The sequence below is a fragment of the Aeromicrobium endophyticum genome, assembly GCF_003586285.1.
Lineage (GTDB): Bacteria > Actinomycetota > Actinomycetes > Propionibacteriales > Nocardioidaceae > Aeromicrobium > Aeromicrobium endophyticum.
The window spans coordinates 332,856-351,044 of record NZ_QUBR01000002.1 but is presented as its reverse complement, the minus strand read 5'-3'; the positions used below and the strand labels follow the sequence as shown (position 1 = coordinate 351,044).

Sequence of the window (18,189 nt, the reverse complement as noted above, 5' to 3'; positions counted from 1 at the left end):
TGCCTTAGGCTTCACAGGTGCTAGCCAACTTCCTGATCGGACTGCGCGAGGGCCTCGAGGCCAGCCTCGTCGTCAGCATCCTGATCGCCTACCTGGTCAAGACCGACCGGCGTCACGACATCCGCTACATCTGGGGCGGGGTCGTGACGGCGATCGTCCTGGTCGTCGCCACGTTCACGGCCATCAACATCGCGATCGGCTCGCTGCCGTTCCGCACGCAGGAGCTGGTGGGCGGCACGCTGTCGATCCTCGCGGCCGGTCTCGTGACGTGGATGATCTTCTGGATGCGCCGCACCGCCCGCGGGCTCAAGAGGGAGCTCGAGAGCGAGCTGGCCTCGGCCGTGACGCTCGGCCCCGTCGCCGTCGCCGTCGTCGCCTTCCTGACGGTCGGCCGCGAGGGCCTCGAGACCGCCGCCATCATGTACGGCACGGTCGCCGACGCCTACACGCCCCGGCCGTTCCTCGGCGCCGCTGGTGGCCTGCTCGTGGCCGTCGTGCTCGGGTACCTGATCTACCGGGGCGCCATCACGGTCAACCTCGGCAAGTTCTTCACCATCACGGGCTACCTGCTGATCGTGGTCGCGGCCGGCGTGCTGGCCTACGGCATCTACGACCTGCAAGAGGCCGGCTTCCTGCCGCGCCTGACCGGCGACGTCGGCGGCATCTCCCACCTCGGCAACGCGGTGTTCGACATCTCGTCGACCATCCCGCCCGACAGCTGGTACGGCACGCTGCTGAAGGGCACCGTCAACTTCCAGCCCAATCCGTCGTGGCTGCAGGTGATCGGCTGGGCCTGCTACCTGTTCCCCGTGCTGTGGCTCTACTCGCGCAGGCCCAAGGCCGCGGCCGCTCCTGTCGCGGGTGCGCCGACCACGGTCGACGCCGGTCGCTGATCGACCTGCCCGGCTGTTGCGACTCACGGCTACCGTGATCGCATGACGTCGGACGCCGGGACACTCGACCCTCGTTTCGCACCACTGGCCGATCTGCTCCACGACAACGTCCGCTCGGGCGTCGAGCGCGGAGCGAGCCTGTGCGTCGTGCAGGACGGCGAGGTGCTGGTCGACATCTGGGACGGCTGGTCCGACCTCGAGGGCACCGTGCCGTGGCAGCGCGACACGATCGTGCCGGTCTGGTCGATCTCGAAGGTGATGACCAACCTGGCGGCTCTCGTCGCCGTCGACCACGGGCTCGTCGATCTCGACGAGCCGGTCGCCACGTACTGGCCCGAGTTCGGCGCCGCCGGCAAGCAGGACGTCACCGTCGGCCACCTGCTCGGTCACACGTCAGGCGTCTCGGGCTGGGCGCAGCCCGTGAGCGTCGACGACCTCTACGACTGGGACCGCTCGACGGCGATGCTCGCCGCGCAGGAGCCGTGGTGGACGCCCGGCACCGCCTCCGGCTACCACCTGCTCGACCAGGGTCACCTCGTCGGTGAGGTGGTCCGCCGCGTCACCGGCACCTCGGTGGGTGCGTGGTTCGCGCGCGAGGTCGCCGCGCCCCTCGGCGCCGACTTCCACATCGGCCTGCCCCCGTCGCACGACGACCGGGTCTCACAGCTCCGCGGCTGCCCGAGCTCGAGCCGTTCGACGACCCCGACGACGTCTCGCTGCGCACCATGACCGGGCCGTTCCTGCGGGCGACCGAGTGCAACACCGAGCGGTGGCGGCGTGCCGAGATCCCCGCTGCCAACGGGCACGGCAACGCCCGCTCCATCGCGCGCGTGCAGGCCCTGGTGTCGCACGCCGGCGAGGTCGACGGCGTCCGTCTTCTCTCCGCCGAGACCGTCGAGCGGATCTTCGAGGTGCGAGCCAGCGGCGTCGACCGGGTGCTCGGGCTGCCCCTGACGTTCGGCACCGGCTGGGCGCTGCCCGATGCTCACTCCATGCCGTCCGCGGCACCCGGACGACGCTGCTTCTGGGGCGGTCTCGGCGGCTCCGTCGTCGTCAACGACGTCGACCAGCGGCTCACGATCGCCTACGCCATGAACCGGATGGTCATGGAGCACGCCCCGGGTACCCGCATCGTCCGCCCGTGCGGCGACTCCCGCTTCGACGCCTACGCCGAGGTCGTCGCCGAGGCTCTGGCATGACCGGCAGCACTCTCATGCGGACACCTCCGTACCGTGCGCTTCCCACGGCGGTGACCGCATGAGCGACTTCAAGCGGCCGTCGCTGCCCGGGGCCGCGCTGTTCGAGGCGCAGGCGGGCGGCGACGACCCTGCCGAGCTGGCCGCGGCCGGTCACCGCATCGCCACCTTGCTGGTCCGCGGTCCGCGCACCCCCGCCGACGAGGGGCTCGTCGAGCGGGTGCTGCACCTGGCCGACGAGGAGGGCCTCGGTGTCATCGCCGACCTGTGGGCGACGGCCCCGGCCGACAGCCTGCCCGGCGCCCTGTGGCGCCTCTACCTGCTGCGCACCTGGGTGCACCGGCAGCCCGACCAGGCGGCCCGCGAGTACGCGTCGGGCAAGGCTCACGCCCCCGTGCACGAGGTGCTGGCGGGCGTGGTCGACCCGCCGGGACCGGCCGAGGTCATCGCCCTGGCCGACACGGTGGTGCGGGGCATCGTCACCAGCGACCTCGACGTGACCCTCGACCGTGCCGCGTCGTTCGCGCACATCGTCGGCGTGGGCCGGGCGCAGCTCGACAGCGGCGATCCGCACAGCGCCGCCAAGCTCGTCGACACCGCCGTGCACCTGCGCCGAGCAGCCGAGCTGGAGCGCCACGGCGAGCTGAGCTGACGTGTCGGTGCCATCTGCCGTCCGGGGTTGTCCGCTCCGTTAGGCTGGGCGACGCGTCGGGCTGCGGTAGCCCCGGGTCCCAAAAATAGCCGCTACGAGCGGCCATGCGCCGTGAGGCGCTTCCCAGCCCGACGCTCGACTTCCGGCCTGATCCTCCTCGGTGGGCCACGTGTCATGGCTCGAATGAGTCATTTGTCCAACACCACACCGGATTTCACCCGCGAACCGGTCCGAACCACCGCCCTCATCGTCTAGCGTGATGCGGTGCCCATGGGCAGCCAGACCGGTCGGCGGACGTTCCAGGGGCGATCGCCGGCCGGTCATCTCACGTCGGCGCGTAGGTCGTGTACGACTGGGTCGGCGCTCCGAGCTGCGCCAGGTCGGCGAGATCGTGGGCCGTCGGCTTCCACGCCGCGGCGGCCACGTTGGCCCGCACCTGCTCGGGGCGCGTTGCTCCTGCGATGACGCTCGAGACCGCCGGCTGGGCGGCCAGGCCACCCATCGCCAGCTCGAGCAGCGAGATGTCGCGCTCGTCGGCGAACGTCTGCAGCGCGTCGATGCGGTCCCAGTCGGCGCCGGCGAGGCGCGCGGTCTGCTGGGCCAGGCGCGTGCCCTCGGGAGCCTGCTCCCCTTGGCGGTACTTGCCGGTCAGGAGGCCGTACGCGAGCGGGAAGTAGGGCAGCAGGCCGACGCCCAGCTCGAGGCACGCCGGCACCAGCTCGACCTCGGCCGTGCGGTTGTAGAGGCTGTACTCGTTCTGCGCCGTCGCGAACGACGCCAGGTCGCGCGTCTTCGAGCGCCAGGCCGCATCGACGAGCTGCCATGCCTGCAGGTTGGACGAGCCGATCGCCCGCACCTTGCCCTCGGTGACGAGCTCGGTCATCGCCGCCAACGTCTCCTCGATCGGGGTCGACGGATCGGGCGTGTGCAGCTGGTAGAGGTCGACGTGGTCGGTGCCGAGGCGGCGAAGGCTGGCCTCGATCGCCGTGCGGACGTAGGCACGCGTGCCACGACGTCCGCCGTCGTCTCCGTTGACGCCCTTCATGTCCATGCCGAACTTGGTCGCGATGACGACCTCGTCGCGACGTCCCGCCAGCGCGGCGCCGAGCAGCTCTTCGCTCTGGCCCGTCCCGTACGAGTCTGCGGTGTCGAAGAAGGTGACGCCCTCGTCGATCGCGGCGTCGACGACGGCACGGGTCTGCTCGAGGTCGATGCGTGAGCCGAAGGCGTTGCAGCCGATGCCGACGACACTGACGTCGATTCCGCTGTGACCGAGGGGGCGCGTGGAGGACATGCCCCCACGATAGGCAGACCCCTCGTCGTCGTCCGACTCGCGTAGACTCTGCGGATGCTCACGAGGACCGCGACGCGCAGGTCTGCTGCCGTCGTCATGGTGGCGCTCGTCGCCATGCTCCTCGTCGCGACCGGCGGCTCGGCACGAGCCGTGCAGGCACGCACCAGCGCCGGAACCGGACACGTGGCGGGCACGCCGCACCACGGACGCCAGGTCACCGCCGTCGCGCCGTCGTCCCACGACCACTCGCACCTGCACCTCGACCTCGCCACGACACCGCCCGACGACCAGGCGTCGCCGGCTCTCATCGTGGCCGATCAGGTACCCGCGCACGCCGACTCCTACGTCGCAGCGGCCACGGTGACGGCAGACGGACGGGCACCGCCGGCTCTCTGAGCCCGCACCCGTCCCGTCCGTCCACGCCCACCGGCGTCACCCGAAAGATCTCCCATGCCCTCCCGTGCCCCCATGTGGCGCGCGATAGCCGCCTTCGCGGTCATCGCCGTCTCCTTGCTCCTCGCCCTGACCAGCAAGGCCAATCTCGGCCTCGACCTCAAGGGCGGCACCCAGATCGTCCTCGAGACGAAGGACTCCGAGCGCGTCAAGGCCGACGCCGAGTCGACCGACCGCGCCCTGACCGTCATCCGCGGACGCGTCGACGCCCTCGGCGTCGCCGAGCCCACGCTCGCCCGTTCGGGCTCCAACCGCATCATCGTCGAGCTGCCCGGCGTGCAGGACCCGCGCGAGGCCGCCGAGGTCATCGGCCAGACCGCTCAGCTGTCGTTCCACGAGGTGCTGTCGATCCCCGCCGAGGGCTCACCCGCGCCGGCCGAGGGGCAGCAGCTCATCGACGACGAGGACGGCAACCCGTTGCTCCTCGGCCCCCAGCTGCTCGACGGCAACGGCGTCAGCGACGCCTCGGCCGGGATCCCCGAGGGCGGCATCGGCCAGTGGGTCGTCGACGTCTCGTTCAACAAGCAGGGGCGCGGCGGGTGGGCCGACCTGGTCGGTGCCGCCTGTGCCAACCCAGCCGCAGGTCAGCGGGTCGCGATCGTGCTGGACGGCAACGTGATCTCGTCGCCGGGCGTCGAGCCGTCGCTGTGCCAGTCCGGCGGCGGCGCGCGGACGTCCATCACCGGCAACTTCACGCAGGCCACGGCCGACGACCTCGCGATCCTCATCAAGGGCGGCGCGCTCCCCGTGCCCGTCGAGACCGTCGAGCAGAGGACCGTCGGGCCCACGCTCGGCAAGGTCGCCATCGACGCCTCGATCGAGGCCGCCATCATCGGCATCGCCCTCACGGGCCTGTTCATCGTGCTCGTCTACCGCCTCGTCGGCTTCCTCGCCACGATCGCGCTGGCCACGTACGCACTCATCTCGTACGGGATGCTCGTCTGGCTGGGAGCGACCCTGACGCTGCCGGGACTGGCGGGCTTCGTGCTGGCCATCGGGTTGGCGATCGATGCCAACGTGCTGGTGTTCGAGCGAGCCCGTGAGGAGTACGCCGAGCGGGCGTCCGCGGGGCTCTCCCCCGCCCTCACCACGGGATTCAACAAGGCGTGGTCGGCGATCATCGACTCCAACGTCACGACGCTGCTCGCCGCCGCCCTGCTGTTCTTCTTCGCGTCGGGCCCCGTCAAGGGCTTCGGCGTCACCCTGTCGATCGGCGTCGTGGCCTCCATGGTGTCGGCGCTCGTCGTCGCCCGCGTGCTGTGCGAGTGGGCGGTCAAGCGCTCGTTCGTCAAGGGCCGTCCGGCCATGTCGGGCCTCGCTGGCACGGGCCGCATCCGTCAGTGGCTGACCGAGAGCGGTCCCGACCTGATGAAGCGCAGCGGCACCTGGATCGTCATCACGCTGGTCGTGGCCGTGGTCTCGGTCGGCGGCATCGCCATCAAGGGACTCAACCTCGGCGTCGAGTTCACCGGCGGACGCCTGCTCGAGTACTCGACGTCCAAGCAGGTCGATGCCGAGGAGGCCCGTGTCGCGGTCAGCGACGCCGGGTTCAGCCAGGCCGTGGTGCAGTCGTCGTCGGGTGAGGGCGGACGCGAGAACATCAGCGTCCGTCTGGACGACATCACCAACGAGGAGGCCGTGCAGGTCGAGGACGCCTTGGCCGGCATCGCCGGTTCGGTCGAGAAGGAGCGCGACGAGCTGATCGGGCCGAGCCTCGGCAAGGAGCTGCGCGACAAGGCGCTCATCGCGTTCGCGATCGCGATCGCCGCGCAGATGCTGTACCTGGCCTGGCGCTTCCGCTGGACCTATGCGGCGGCCGCGGTGCTGTCGATGTCGTCCGTGGTGCTGACGGTGGTCGGCGTGTTCGCGTGGTGGGGCAAGCCGATCGACGGCGTGTTCCTCGCAGCAGTGCTGTCGATCATCGGTCTGGCGGTCAACGACACGATCGTCGTGTTCGACCGCATCCGCGAGTACACGGCAGCCAACCGCAAGAAGCCGCTGCGCGGTGTCGTCAACGAGGCGATCCTGCAGACGATCCCCCGCACGATCAACACGGGGCTCGGCGCGATGTTCATCCTGGCGGCGCTCGCCGTCCTGGGTGGCGACTCGTTGACGGACTTCGCGATCGCGCTGCTGCTCGGCCTGTCGGTCGGCATCCTGTCGACGATCTTCACGGCGTCGGCGGTGGCGATCGTGCTCGAGGAGCGCTGGCCGTACGACCCGTCCGAGGGGCCCAAGAAGGTCATCGACCCGTACGCGAACGTCGACGACGGTCGCACCACCACGGGCGCGATCCTCTAACCCTCCGGCTCGCCGCCCTTGCGTCATACCTTCTGGGGGTCCTGACCCTCAGAAGGTATGACGCTGCGGAGTTACCCACAGGCTGTCTCGTAGGGGCTGACAGAACGGGCGGGATTTCGGTACTTTCGGGCCATGCGATTCGGGGGAATTGTCGTGGCCGCTGCCTTGGTGCTGTCCGCCTGCTCGTCGGACCCCACTCCCAAGGAGCCCGATCCGAGCAAGGCCGCCACCCCCACCACCCCGGCCGTCGCCGTGCCGACCATGCCGCCCCAGGCCTCCGAGGACTCCCCCGAAGGCGCCGCCGCCTTCGTCAAGCACTACGTGGACGTCTTCAACTACGCCGCCGCCACGGGCGACGTGAAGGAGCTGTCGGCGATCTCGTCGAAATGCAAGCCCTGCAGCGAGTATGCCGAGGATTTCTCGTCCCTCCAGCCGTCGTCTCGACCGCAAGGCGACGCGTGGGAACTTGGCGACGTCGGAGTCTCGACCGAGGCGGGCAATCGACGAGTTCAGGCGTCGATCTCTTCACTGGGCGACGCCGATGGGTCGTATGAGCTGCTCTTCGAACTGTCATCGCACCCTCCGTTCCAGGTGCTCGACATAAGAGATCGGACAAAGTGATGCGAGCACTGCTCTCGACTCTCACGGCTGCAGTTTTCTTTTTCGCGGCTACTCCAGCCTCGGCTCAGTACCGGTCCTCCGGCGACGTGGATGTGAAGCCGTCACCGTGGTCACCGAAGGTGCACATCGACGGGGAGAGAGCGAAGTGGCCGTCCACTGGTCGGCCGCAGTCCGGGGCAGCACCCACCACCAACAACCCGATCGTGTCGAATGAGCCCGCCTACGAGTCCGTGGTGCCGTGCCGGATCGAGCCGGAGATCGGGATCTACGGGTGCCGCACCGATGCGCCCGACCCCGACCCGGACGACGACGAGCGCGAGCTGACGCCCGGCGACGTCCTGCGGGCGGTGCGCGAGATCGGGCTGCCGAGCCTGCAGGTCAAGGTGCAGCCGGGCGGCGGCACGTTGGTCAACGTCCCGACGATCTTCTACGCCGAGCCTCAGCCGTTCGAGCGCCGCGTGCGGCTGCTCGACTTCGACGTCGACCTCGTCGCCGAACCGGTCGGCTACCAGTGGGTCCACGGCGACGGGACCACCGCCGCGACCGACACACCGGGGCGGCCCTACCCGGCGATGGACGTCGTCCACCGCTACGCGAAGCCGGCCGACGGCCTCCAGGCACGCGTCGACGTGACGTACCGCGTGCGGTTCCGGGTCGACGACGGTCCGTGGCAGACGATCGGCCAGACGCTGGTCGCGTCCGGTCCGCCGGCCGCGCTCGACGTCGACGAAGCGGCCCCGGTGATGACCAGACCGTGAGTGCAAGAATGGCGACATGCCCATTGCAGACCACATCGTCGACCTGATCGGCAACACCCCGCTGGTCAGGTTGAACTCGGTGACCACCGCTGGATCAGCCACCGTCGCCGCCAAGATCGAGTACCTCAACCCCGGCGGCAGCGCCAAGGATCGCATCGCCGTCAGGATGGTCGACGCCGCCGAGGCGTCCGGCGCGCTCAAGCCCGGCGGGACGATCGTCGAGCCGACCTCCGGCAACACCGGCATCGGCCTGGCCCTCGTCGCCCAGCAGCGCGGGTACAAGTGCATCTTCGTGTGCCCCGACAAGGTCGGCGAGGAGAAGCGCAACGCCATGAAGGCCTACGGCGCCCGCGTCGTCGTGTGCCCGACGGCCGTCGCACCCGAGCACCCCGACAGCTACTACAACGTCTCCGACCGCCTCGTGCGCGAGACCGAGGGCGCATGGAAGCCCGACCAGTACTCCAACCCTGCCGGGCCCCAGAGCCACTACGAGACCACCGGGCCCGAGATCTGGGAGGCCACCGACGGCAAGGTCACGCACTTCGTGGCCGGCGTCGGCACCGGCGGCACCATCACCGGCGTCGGTCGCTACCTCAAGGAGCAGAACCCCGACATCAAGGTGATCGGCGCCGACCCCGAGGGCTCGGTGTACTCCGGCGGCACCGGTCGCCCCTACCTGGTCGAGGGCGTCGGCGAGGACTTCTGGCCCAGCGCCTACGACCCGAGCATCCCCGACCAGATCATCGCGGTCTCCGACGCCGACTCCTTCGACATGACGCGGCGTCTCGCCCGCGAGGAAGGCCTGCTCGTCGGTGGTTCGTGCGGCATGGCGACCGTCGCCGCTCTGCAGGTCGCCGCCGAGGCCGGCCCGGACGCCCTCGTCGTCGTGCTGCTGCCCGACGGCGGTCGCGGCTACCTCGCCAAGATCTTCAACGACGACTGGATGTCGTCGTACGGCTTCCTGCGCGAGCCGCTCGACGGCACGACCGACCAGATGGCGGTCGGCGACCTCCTGACCAGCAAGACCGGCGGCATGCCGGCCCTCGTGCACACGCACCCGTCCGAGACGATCCGCGACGCCATCGAGATCCTCCGCGAGTACAACGTCTCGCAGATGCCGGTCGTCGGCGCCGAGCCGCCGGTGGTCATCGGCGAGGTCGCCGGCAGCGTCAGCGAGCGGGCCCTCATCAGCGCCGTCTTCGAGGGCCGGGCCCAGCTGACCGACCCGGTGTCCAAGCACATGGAGGCTCCCCTCCCGCTCCTCGGATCCGGCGAGACCCTCGACGACGCCCTGAAGGCGCTCAGCAGCAGCGACGCGGTGATGGTCGTCGAGGACGGCAAGCCACTGGGCGTCCTGACCCGCCACGACCTGCTGGGGGTGCACGTATGAGCGAGCCCTTCGACCACCTGACCAGCCCCGACGAGCACGTGGGGCAAGGGTTCGCGACGCGGGCCATCCACGCCGGCTACGAGCCCAACGCCCAGAACGGCGCGGTCAACGTGCCGATCTACGCCAGCTCGACCTTCGCGCAGGACGGCGTCGGCGGCATGCGAGGCGGCTTCGAGTACGCCCGCACCGGCAACCCGACCCGGGCGGCGCTCGAGGCCAACCTGGCCGCGCTCGAGCAGGGCACGTACGGACGGGGGTTCAGCTCCGGCATGGCTGCGACCGACTGCGCCCTGCGCTCGCTGCTGCGTCCTGGCGACCATCTCGTGATCCCCGACGACGCCTACGGCGGCACGTTCCGGCTCATCGACAAGGTCTTCAGCCAGTGGGGCATCACCTACACCGTGGCCGCCGTCAACGACCTCGACGCGATCCGCGCCGCCGTCACCGACGCCACCAAGGCGATCTGGATCGAGACACCCACCAACCCGCTGCTCAACGTGGGTGACGTCGCCGCGATCTCCGAGATCGCCCACGCGGCCGGTGCGACGTTCGTCGTCGACAACACCTTCGCCTCGCCCTACCTGCAGCAGCCGCTGACGCTCGGCGCCGACGTCGTGCTGCACTCCACCACCAAGTACATCGGCGGGCACTCCGACGTCGTGGGCGGCGTGCTCGTCACCGACGACGACGAGCTCGACGCCGCGTTCGCGTTCCTGCAGAACGGGTCCGGCGGCGTGCCCGGACCGTTCGACGCCTACCTGACGATGCGCGGCGCCAAGACGCTCGCCGTCCGCATGGACAAGCACTGCGACAACGCCGAGGCGGTCGTCGACTTCCTGCAGGGTCACCCCGCGATCGAGTCGGTGCTCTACCCGGGCCTGCCCGAGCACCCCAACCACGAGGTCGCGGCACGCCAGATGAAGCGCTTCGGCGGCATGGTCTCGGTGCGGCTCAAGGACCAGCAGGCCGCGCTCGACTTCTGCGCGCGCACCGAGCTGTTCACGCTGGCCGAGAGCCTCGGAGGCATCGAGTCGCTCATCGAGCACCCGGGCGCCATGACCCACGCGTCGACCGCCGGCTCGCAGCTCGAGGTGCCCGACGATCTGGTGCGCCTGTCCGTCGGCATCGAGGACGTCGCCGACCTGATCGGCGATCTCGAGCAGGCCCTGAGCTGAGGTCACCGCTCCCCCTCGTCGGGCAGGTCGTCTGGGCGCTGCAGCCGATCTACGTCCTCGTCGAGGTCGCGGTGGGGCTGCAGGCGTCCGCCGACTACACGTTCGCCGGCAGCACCGTCAGCGACCTCGGCGACACCGCGTGCCGCCAGGTGCGCGGCGACGTGCTGTGCTCACCGTGGCACGCCGGGATGAACGTCGCATTCGTCTGGTTCGGCTGCACCCTGCTGATCGGCGCACTGCTGCTCGGCACACGCGTGCTGAGGGGCCGCACCGGGACGGCCGCGGTCGTGGCGTGGTGCGTCTCGGGCCTCGGCTCGATCGGCGTGGGGCTCTTCCCGGTCAACGAGGACGCAGCGATCCACGGGCTCGTGGCGCTGCCGATCTTCGTCGCGCAGCCCCTCGCCGTGCTGTTGACGGGCCTGAGCCTGCGTGCGTCCCGCCCAGCAACGGCGCGGGTCGGATACGTCCTGGCGGCCCTGTCGGCCGCCGGCGCGATCGGATTCGGGCTCACGGTCGGCACCGACTCCGGCGCCATCGGGGCCCTCGAGCGGCTCGCCCTTTGGCCCGGCTACGTCTGGGTGTCGGTGGTCGCCATCGGCTCAGTCGCGCGCGGGCACGCACAGCACGGGACGCGACGACAGGTGCAGTAGCTTGTGCGGCGTCGAGCCGAGCACCGCGCCCTTCAGCGGGCTCTCGCCCCACGACCCGACGACGATGACCCGGGCGTCGTAGTCGTCGGCGACCTTCAGCACCGCCTCGGCGGGCTTGGCGTCGACGAGCTCGACCGACGTCGGCACCCCCGCCTCGTCGGCCGCCGCGACGGCCGCCGAGAGCGCCGCCCGACCGGCCGCCTCGAGGGCCGCGCGGTGGCTGCGGTACTCCTCGCCGAGCCCGCCGGGTGCCCCGACGCCGTGGACGATCACGAGCGGCTCGCCGAAGGCCGACGCGACCTCGATCGCCGCCTCGAGCGCGCGAGACGCACCGGGCGACTCCTCGTATCCGAGCACCACCGCCATGTCAGGCCTCCTTGCCGTGGACGAGTTCGGGATCGGCCACGCCGGGCCGCTCCTGCCAGAACCGGGGCGACACCACGCGCCACCACAGCATGATGACGACACCGGTGAGGGCGATGCCGATGCCGATGACGAGCGGCGGTCCGAGACCGAACCACGACGTCTGGCTGTACGAGTTCGCCGGGTCGGACAGGTCGCGCACCGACGCGACCAGCAACCAGGCCAGCAGCAGCGCACCGACGACGGGGCCGAGGCCGATCAGCACGAAGTTGCGGACGCTCTCGGTGAGGTGGCGCCGGTAGTAGACCGCGCACGCGATCCCGGTGAGGGCGTAGTAGAAGGCGATGAGCAGCGACAGGGCCGACAGCGAGTCGAACAGCGCGTTCTCGCTGAGCTGGTTGACCACCAGATACCAGGCGATCGCGATGCCCGCGACCCACCACGTGCTGACGTCGGGCGTGCGGAAGCGCGGGTGGACGTGGCCGAAGCTCCTCGGCAGCGCCGCCCGGCGCGCCATCGACAGCGCCGTGCGGGACGCCGGGATGATCGTGGTCTGCGTCGACGCGATCGCCGACGTGGCCACCGCGAAGTAGACGATCCAGTCCCACTGGCCCAGCACCTTGGTCGCGAGCAGCGGGAAGATGAACTCCTCCTCGTCCGCGTTGTCGACGAGGAACTGGGTGCCCGCGTAGGCCACGACCGCGAAGGCCACGGCGAGGTAGGTGGCCAGCAGGATCACGGTCGACCAGATGCCCGCGAGCCCCGGGGCCGATGCCGCCCCGCTCGTCTCCTCGGTGAGGTTGACCGCCGACTCCCAGCCCCAGTAGATGAACACGCCCAGCAGCAGGCCGGACGTCAGGGCCGCTCCCCCGACGGCGAACGGGTTGAGCCACTCGAGGCTCGGCCGCACGGAGTCGAGCGAGCTGGTGTCGGCGTAGACCCGGTAGACCGCCACCGCGGCAAAGACCAGCAGGAAGACGACCTGCGCCAGGATCAGCACATTCTGCAGCTTGGCCGAGCCCTCGGTGCCGGCCACGCAGATCGCGGTCATGGCGAGGATCAGCAGCACCGCCAGGCTCTGGCGGATCCAGGCGGTGTCGGCGGCGGCATCGAGCCCGAAGCCCCGCAGCGTGAAGCTGACGCCGACGTCGGCGAGCGATCCGACGACCAGGACACCGGTCATCGTGATGGCCCACCCGCCGAGCCAGCCGGCCCAAGGGCCCATCGACCGGGTGACCCACGAGAAGGTCGTCCCGCAGTCCTTGTCGACCTTGTTGAGGTAGTAGAACGCCGACGCGATGAACAGCATCGGCACGAACGACGCGAGCATGACCCCCGGCGCGTGCACGCCGGCGATGACCACGAGAGGCCCGATCACGGCGGCGATCGAGTAGGCCGGCGACGTCGCGTTGAGCCCGATCACGAGCGCGTCGACGAAGCCGATCGCGTCGGCCTTCAGCTCCTCGCGGGGTTCTTCGTCCACCTGGGCCACGGCGCCACCTCTCCACACGTGCGACCGGCACCGTGCGGCGCCGCGTTGTCAGGACACCTCACCGCACCGACGTCGGTGCTGTCCAGGGAACGGCCGAATCGGTCGCGGGACGAGGTGTCGGACGCCCCGTCTAGGCTCCAGGCATGCGGATCCTGCACACCTCCGACTGGCACGTCGGGCGCACCTTCCACGGGCACTCGACGCTCGCGGCGCTCGACCAGGTCGCTGGCGCCGTCGTCGAGGTCGTGCGCGAGCAGCGCGTCGACGTCGTGCTCGTCTCCGGCGACGTCTACGACTCGTCGACCCCCTCGGCCGAGGCAGTCGAGCTGCTCAACTCCATCCTGCTGCGGGTGCGCGAGGCGGGAGCCGTCGTCGTCATCACGAGCGGCAACCACGACTCCCCCGCCCGCCTGGGCTCCATGTCGGCCTTCGCCGCCGCAGCCGGCGTCCACGTCATCACCACACCGGCGCAGATCACCCGGCCCGTCACCCTCACCGACGAGCACGGGCCCGTCCACGTGTACGGCATCCCCTTCCTCGAGCCCGCCCGCCTGCGACACGTGTGGACCGACGCCCCGATGCGCTCGCAGAAGGACGTCGTCGGCCGCGCCATGCAGCTCGTGCGCGACGACCTGGCCACCCGCGCCGGACGCTCCGTGGTGCTGGCGCACACCTTCGTGCAGGGGGCCGACGGGGAGTCGTGCGACTCCGAGCGCGACATCGTCGGCACCACGGTCGGCGGCGTCGACAAGGTGCCGGTGCCGACCTTCGACGGCGTCGACTATGCGGCACTCGGCCACATCCACGGTCGGGCCCGGCTCTCCGAGCACGTCCGCTACAGCGGGGCGCCGCTGCACTACTCGTTCTCCGAGGCCGGCAAGCCTCGCGGTGGCTGGCTGGTCGACCTCGACGCCGACGGCCTGGCCGACGTCACCTGGGTCGACCTGCCCGTGCCACGTCCGCTCACGGTCGTCACCGGCACGCTCGACGACCTCCTCGCCGACACGTCGCTCGACGCCGTGGCCGATCACTGGGTCAGCGCGGTGCTCACCGACACCACCCGCCCGATGGACGCGATGCGCAAGCTGCAGACGCGGTTCGCCCACTGCGCGCACCTCGAGTTCCGTCCCAGCCGCGTGCACGACGACGGCGGGCGCAGCTATGCCGAGCTGGTGCGCGGCAAGACCGACGACCAGCTCGTCGACACCTTCCTCACCAAGGTCCGCAACGGCGAGGGCTCCACCGACCTCGAGACCACGCTGGTGCGCGACGTCATCGCCGAGCGCGAGGCGAGGGCGTCGTCGTGAAGATCCACCAGGTGACCATGACGGGCTTCGGCCCCTACCGCGACACCGAGGTCGTCGACTTCGACGCCTTCGATGACGACGGCATCTTCCTCATCACGGGCCGCACCGGCGCCGGCAAGACCTCGATCCTCGACGCCGTCACGTACGCCCTGTTCGGCAGCATCCCGCGCTACGAGGGCGGGGCGGGCGAGAAGGTGCGCAGCGACCACATCGGCCCCACCGACCCGTGCCAGGTCACGATCGAGCTCAGCACCGCCGACGGACGGTTCCGGGTCACGCGCAGCCCGGCGTACCAGCGCCCCAAGCAGCGCGGCACCGGCACCACCACGGCGCCGCCCACCTTCGAGCTGGCCCGACTGGTCGGCGACGGCTGGGAGGTCGTCGAGTCCAAGACCGGCAACGCCGAGGTGCGTATCGAAGAGATCGTGCGGCTGTCGGCCAAGCAGTTCCAGCAGGTCATCCTGCTCGCCCAGGGGCAGTTCCAGGAGTTCCTCGTCGCCACGAGCGACAAGCGGCGCGAGCTGCTGCGCATGCTGTTCGACACGCGCCGCTTCGCCGACTACAGCGAGGCGCTCGACGCTCGCGCGCGCACGCTCGGCGAGCGACTGGCCTCGTCGTCGACGGCGATCGGCACCTACAGCGCGTCGCTGGCCGGCGAGACCCAGCACGAGCTGCCCGACACGGTCGACACCACGACCGGCGAGGGCGTCGAGGCCTGGGTCGACGACGTCGTGCGCCAGCACGCCGACGTGCTCGAGCAGGCCATGACCGAGCGCCAGGCCACCGGGGCCGCGCTCGAGCTCGCGCGGGTCGCCTTCGACGAGGCCAGGTCCATCCGCGAGCGCCAGGACCGTCGCGCCGAGATGCTGCGCCGACAGGCCGATCTCGAGCTCGTCCGACCCGAGATCGACGAGCTGCGCCTGCGGTTGGCCGAGGCGACGCGCGCGGCGCACGTGTGGCACCGCGTCGAGGCCGAGCGCGAGGCCCGCCGCGCTCACCACGACGCGCAGCTGCGGCACCGCACCGCCGATGAGTCGTTCCGCCGGCTGCTGCCCGACGAGGCGACCGACCCCGACACCCTGGCCGGGTCCGTGCAGCAGTGGTCCGAGCTCGTCGGCTCGCTGCGCGACAGCGCCGACCGCGAGAAGGGCCTCGGGGGCCTGGCCGAGGCGGTTCGCGTCGCCGCCGACGCCCTGGCCACCTTCGACGAGCAGGTCGAGCTCGACGCGCAGGCACGGGTCGACCTGCGTGCCGAGCGCGAGACGGTCCGGGCGACGCTCCCGGCGCTCGACGAGCGCGCCGCCGCGCTGCGCGGCGTCGAGCAGGCCGTCACGTCGTTGCGCGCGCGGCTCACGGCGGCCGAGACCGCCGACCGCACGGCCGTCGAGATCGACGAGGCCCAGCAGCGTCAGCTCGACGCAGGCCGCGAGGTCACGCAGGCGTCCACGCGCCGCGACGACCTGCGCGCCCGCCAGCGGGCCGGCTTCGCCGGGGTGCTCGCCCAGCGGCTCGAGCCCGACGAGCCGTGCCCCGTGTGCGGCTCGTCGGCCCATCCGGCGCCGGCGGTGCTGACCGAGGGCCACGTCGACGACGGCGACGTCGAGCAGGCCGAGGCCGACTACGTCAGGGCCGTCCGACGGTCGCAGAAGTGCGATGGCGAGGTCGACGACCTCACCAAGCGTCTCGCCGCCGAGCGCGAGGCGGCCGGCGACGAGACCTCCCCCGTGCTGCAGTCGCTGGTCGACGACGCCGAGGCCGCGGTCGCCGGCGCCGAGGCCGCGGTCGCCGAGCGTGCCGTCGCGCAGCAGACGCTCGAGCGGCTGACGGCCGACATCGACGCGCTCACCGAGCGCATCGCCTCGGCCCAGCAGCGGCGCGCCGCGCTGGTCGCCGCCGAGGCTGCTGCGACCACCACCCACGACGACACCATGCGCTCGCTCGACGCGGCGCGGGGCGACCACGAGTCCGTGGCCGACCGGCTGGCCACCGTCTCGGCCCACGTTCGGGCCGGACGCGCGCTGCTCGAGACCGCCGCGGCGCTCAGCGACTCCGCCGAGCACGCCGAGTCCGCGAGGCAGCTGCTCGCCGCCGCGCTGGTCGAGCACGAGATCGCCGACGCGGCCGCCGCCGAGGCCGCGCGGCTGCAACCGCGCGAGCAGGCCGCCCTCGAGGCCCGCGTCGCCGATCACGACACCGAGACCCGGTCGGTCGCCTCGATCCTGGCATCGAGCGACCTGCACGACCTGCCCGGCGACCTGGTCGAGCTCGACCTCCCCCGTGGCGCGTTCGCAGCTGCCGACGCCGCCGACAAGCAGGCCCTCGCCGCCGAGTCCACCGCTCGGCAGAGGCGCTCGACGGTCGACCGGCTCGCCGCCCAGATCCACGAAGCGCTGGCCGCGGCCGGGACGCTGCGCGAGGAGCACGCCGTCGTCCACCGCCTCGCCAGCACGGTGCGCGGACAGAACCCCAACACGATGAAGATGGCTCTCGAGACCTTCGCCCTGGCCGCCGAGCTCGAGGAGATCGTGCGAGCGGCCAACGCCCGCCTGGTGCACATGACCGGCGGCCGCTACGAGTTCCTGCACTCCGACGCGCTCGCGGGGCGCGGGGCCCAGTCCGGCCTCGCGCTCGACGTGCTCGATGCGTTCACCGGCGAGACCCGACCACCACAGTCGCTGTCGGGAGGCGAGAAGTTCCAGGCGTCGCTGGCCCTGGCGCTCGGGCTGGCCGAGGTGCTCACCAACCGGGCCGGCGGCATCCGCCTCGACACCTTGTTCATCGACGAGGGCTTCGGCTCCCTCGACGCCGACACCCTCGAGACCACGATGGCGACGCTCGACGACCTGCGCGAGGGCGGTCGCACGATCGGGCTCATCAGTCACGTCGAGGCCATGAAGGAGTCGATCCCCGCGCAGCTGTTCGTCGACCAGACCGACGGCGGGTGGAGCACCATCAGGACGTCCCGCCCGACCTGAACGCCCAGCGCCTGGCACCGGCTGCTGCCACGATGGATCCATGAGCCACCTCGTGCTGCTGCTCGCCCACCCCAGGGCCGACAGCTACTGCCACGCCATCGCCGAGCGCATCGGCGAGCGGCTGCTCGACCTGGGCCACGAGGTGCGGTCGCACGACCTCTACGCCGAGCTGTTCGACCCCATCATGCCGGCGTTCGAGTCGCACACCAGCGGCCCGACGATCGAGTCGACGCTGGCCCGCGAGGACGACCCCCTGGTCGCGCTGCACCGCGAGGAGCTGCGCCAGGCCGAGGGACTGGTCGTCGTCCACCCCAACTGGTGGGGCATGCCCCCGGCGATCCTCACGGGCTGGATCAACCGCGTCGTGGTCCCGGGCGTCGCCTACCGCCTGGCCGACGCGACCGGTCATCCCGAGCCGCTTGCTCCCGTGAAGCAGCTGTTCGTGGTCAACACCTCCGACACCACCGACGAGCGCGAGGCGACGCTGTACGGCGACCCGCTCGCGTCAATCTGGGGCCGTTGCGTGGCCCCGTACCTCGGCGGGCCCCAGGTCACCCGCCGCGTCCTGCGTCCCGTCTCGAGCGCCACGCCCGAGCAGCGCGCCGACTGGCTCGACGAGGTCGAAGTGCTCACCACGCAGACATTCGGAGTCACCTCCTAGTCTGGAGG

General features: G+C 71.1%; 17 protein-coding genes. 14 read left to right on the top strand and 3 right to left on the bottom strand.

Going from position 1 to position 18,189, the window contains the following annotated elements:
- The first annotated feature begins 17 nt into the window (after positions 1-17).
- The 4 genes from efeU to DX116_RS12245 are packed head-to-tail and all read left to right on the top strand — an operon-like array spanning position 18 to position 2,741.
- Positions 18-893 carry an iron uptake transporter permease EfeU gene (gene efeU / locus DX116_RS12255; RefSeq protein WP_119704552.1) on the top strand — a complete coding sequence of 292 codons (876 nt, stop codon included), beginning with the start codon at positions 18-20 and terminating at the stop codon, positions 891-893.
- Between the two features lie 42 nt (positions 894-935).
- Positions 936-1,622, top strand: coding sequence for a serine hydrolase domain-containing protein (locus DX116_RS20360; RefSeq protein WP_233556725.1), 687 nt, complete (start codon positions 936-938; stop codon positions 1,620-1,622).
- The gene (locus DX116_RS20355) at positions 1,619-2,092 is read left to right on the top strand and encodes a serine hydrolase (RefSeq protein ID WP_378018839.1); all 474 of its coding nucleotides are present in this window, start codon (positions 1,619-1,621) and stop codon (positions 2,090-2,092) included. Before DX116_RS20360 ends, DX116_RS20355 begins: the two co-directional genes overlap by 4 nt.
- 58 nt (positions 2,093-2,150) lie before the next feature.
- Entirely contained in the window at positions 2,151-2,741 is a 591-nt protein-coding gene (locus DX116_RS12245; protein WP_119704551.1) for a hypothetical protein, read from the top strand.
- Between the two features lie 325 nt (positions 2,742-3,066).
- Here the strand turns inward: DX116_RS12245 and DX116_RS12240 are convergent, their stop codons facing one another.
- The gene (locus DX116_RS12240; protein ID WP_119704550.1) at positions 3,067-4,035 is read right to left on the bottom strand and encodes an aldo/keto reductase; all 969 of its coding nucleotides are present in this window, start codon (positions 4,033-4,035) and stop codon (positions 3,067-3,069) included.
- Between the two features lie 54 nt (positions 4,036-4,089).
- Here DX116_RS12240 and DX116_RS12235 point away from each other — a divergent pair, with 54 nt between their 5' ends.
- The 7 genes from DX116_RS12235 to DX116_RS12205 all read left to right on the top strand — a co-directional run bounded on the left by DX116_RS12235 (position 4,090) and on the right by DX116_RS12205 (position 11,383).
- Complete coding sequence (locus tag DX116_RS12235) at positions 4,090-4,431, top strand: hypothetical protein (protein ID WP_147393660.1); 342 nt, start codon at positions 4,090-4,092, stop codon at positions 4,429-4,431.
- A gap of 54 nt (positions 4,432-4,485) precedes the next feature.
- The gene (gene secD, locus DX116_RS12230) at positions 4,486-6,789 is read left to right on the top strand and encodes a protein translocase subunit SecD (protein ID WP_119704548.1); all 2,304 of its coding nucleotides are present in this window, start codon (positions 4,486-4,488) and stop codon (positions 6,787-6,789) included.
- A gap of 153 nt (positions 6,790-6,942) precedes the next feature.
- The gene (locus DX116_RS12225; RefSeq protein ID WP_119704547.1) at positions 6,943-7,410 is read left to right on the top strand and encodes a DUF6318 family protein; all 468 of its coding nucleotides are present in this window, start codon (positions 6,943-6,945) and stop codon (positions 7,408-7,410) included.
- 203 nt (positions 7,411-7,613) lie between these two features.
- The gene (locus DX116_RS12220) at positions 7,614-8,168 is read left to right on the top strand and encodes a hypothetical protein (RefSeq protein WP_147393659.1); all 555 of its coding nucleotides are present in this window, start codon (positions 7,614-7,616) and stop codon (positions 8,166-8,168) included.
- A 16-nt stretch (positions 8,169-8,184) separates the two neighbouring features.
- A complete protein-coding gene (locus DX116_RS12215) occupies positions 8,185-9,558 on the top strand; it encodes a cystathionine beta-synthase (RefSeq protein WP_119704545.1) in 1,374 nt (457 codons plus the stop codon).
- On the top strand, positions 9,555-10,733 hold the full coding sequence (locus tag DX116_RS12210; protein ID WP_119704544.1) for a cystathionine gamma-synthase: 1,179 nt from the start codon (positions 9,555-9,557) through the stop codon (positions 10,731-10,733). Before DX116_RS12215 ends, DX116_RS12210 begins: the two co-directional genes overlap by 4 nt.
- Positions 10,730-11,383 carry a DUF998 domain-containing protein gene (locus DX116_RS12205; RefSeq protein WP_119704543.1) on the top strand — a complete coding sequence of 218 codons (654 nt, stop codon included), beginning with the start codon at positions 10,730-10,732 and terminating at the stop codon, positions 11,381-11,383. Before DX116_RS12210 ends, DX116_RS12205 begins: the two co-directional genes overlap by 4 nt.
- Here DX116_RS12205 and DX116_RS12200 read toward each other — a convergent pair.
- Both DX116_RS12200 and DX116_RS12195 read right to left on the bottom strand, forming a co-directional pair.
- Entirely contained in the window at positions 11,333-11,749 is a 417-nt protein-coding gene (locus DX116_RS12200) for a universal stress protein (RefSeq protein ID WP_119704542.1), read from the bottom strand. The genes DX116_RS12205 and DX116_RS12200 overlap by 51 nt on opposite strands.
- Position 11,750: 1 nt before the next feature.
- Entirely contained in the window at positions 11,751-13,238 is a 1,488-nt protein-coding gene (locus DX116_RS12195) for an APC family permease (protein WP_199716064.1), read from the bottom strand.
- 143 nt (positions 13,239-13,381) lie between these two features.
- Between DX116_RS12195 and DX116_RS12190 the strand changes: the two genes are divergently transcribed.
- Genes DX116_RS12190 through DX116_RS12180 form a run of 3 tightly spaced genes read left to right on the top strand, consistent with a single transcriptional unit; the run spans position 13,382 to position 18,181 of the window.
- Complete coding sequence (locus tag DX116_RS12190; RefSeq protein WP_119704541.1) at positions 13,382-14,545, top strand: exonuclease SbcCD subunit D; 1,164 nt, start codon at positions 13,382-13,384, stop codon at positions 14,543-14,545.
- Positions 14,542-17,520, top strand: a complete 2,979-nt coding sequence (locus DX116_RS20430; protein WP_119704540.1) for an AAA family ATPase — start codon at positions 14,542-14,544, stop codon at positions 17,518-17,520. The genes DX116_RS12190 and DX116_RS20430 overlap by 4 nt, the downstream gene beginning before the upstream one ends.
- Positions 17,521-17,560: 40 nt before the next feature.
- Complete coding sequence (locus DX116_RS12180) at positions 17,561-18,181, top strand: NAD(P)H-dependent oxidoreductase (protein ID WP_119704539.1); 621 nt, start codon at positions 17,561-17,563, stop codon at positions 18,179-18,181.
- Positions 18,182-18,189: the final 8 nt, after the last annotated feature.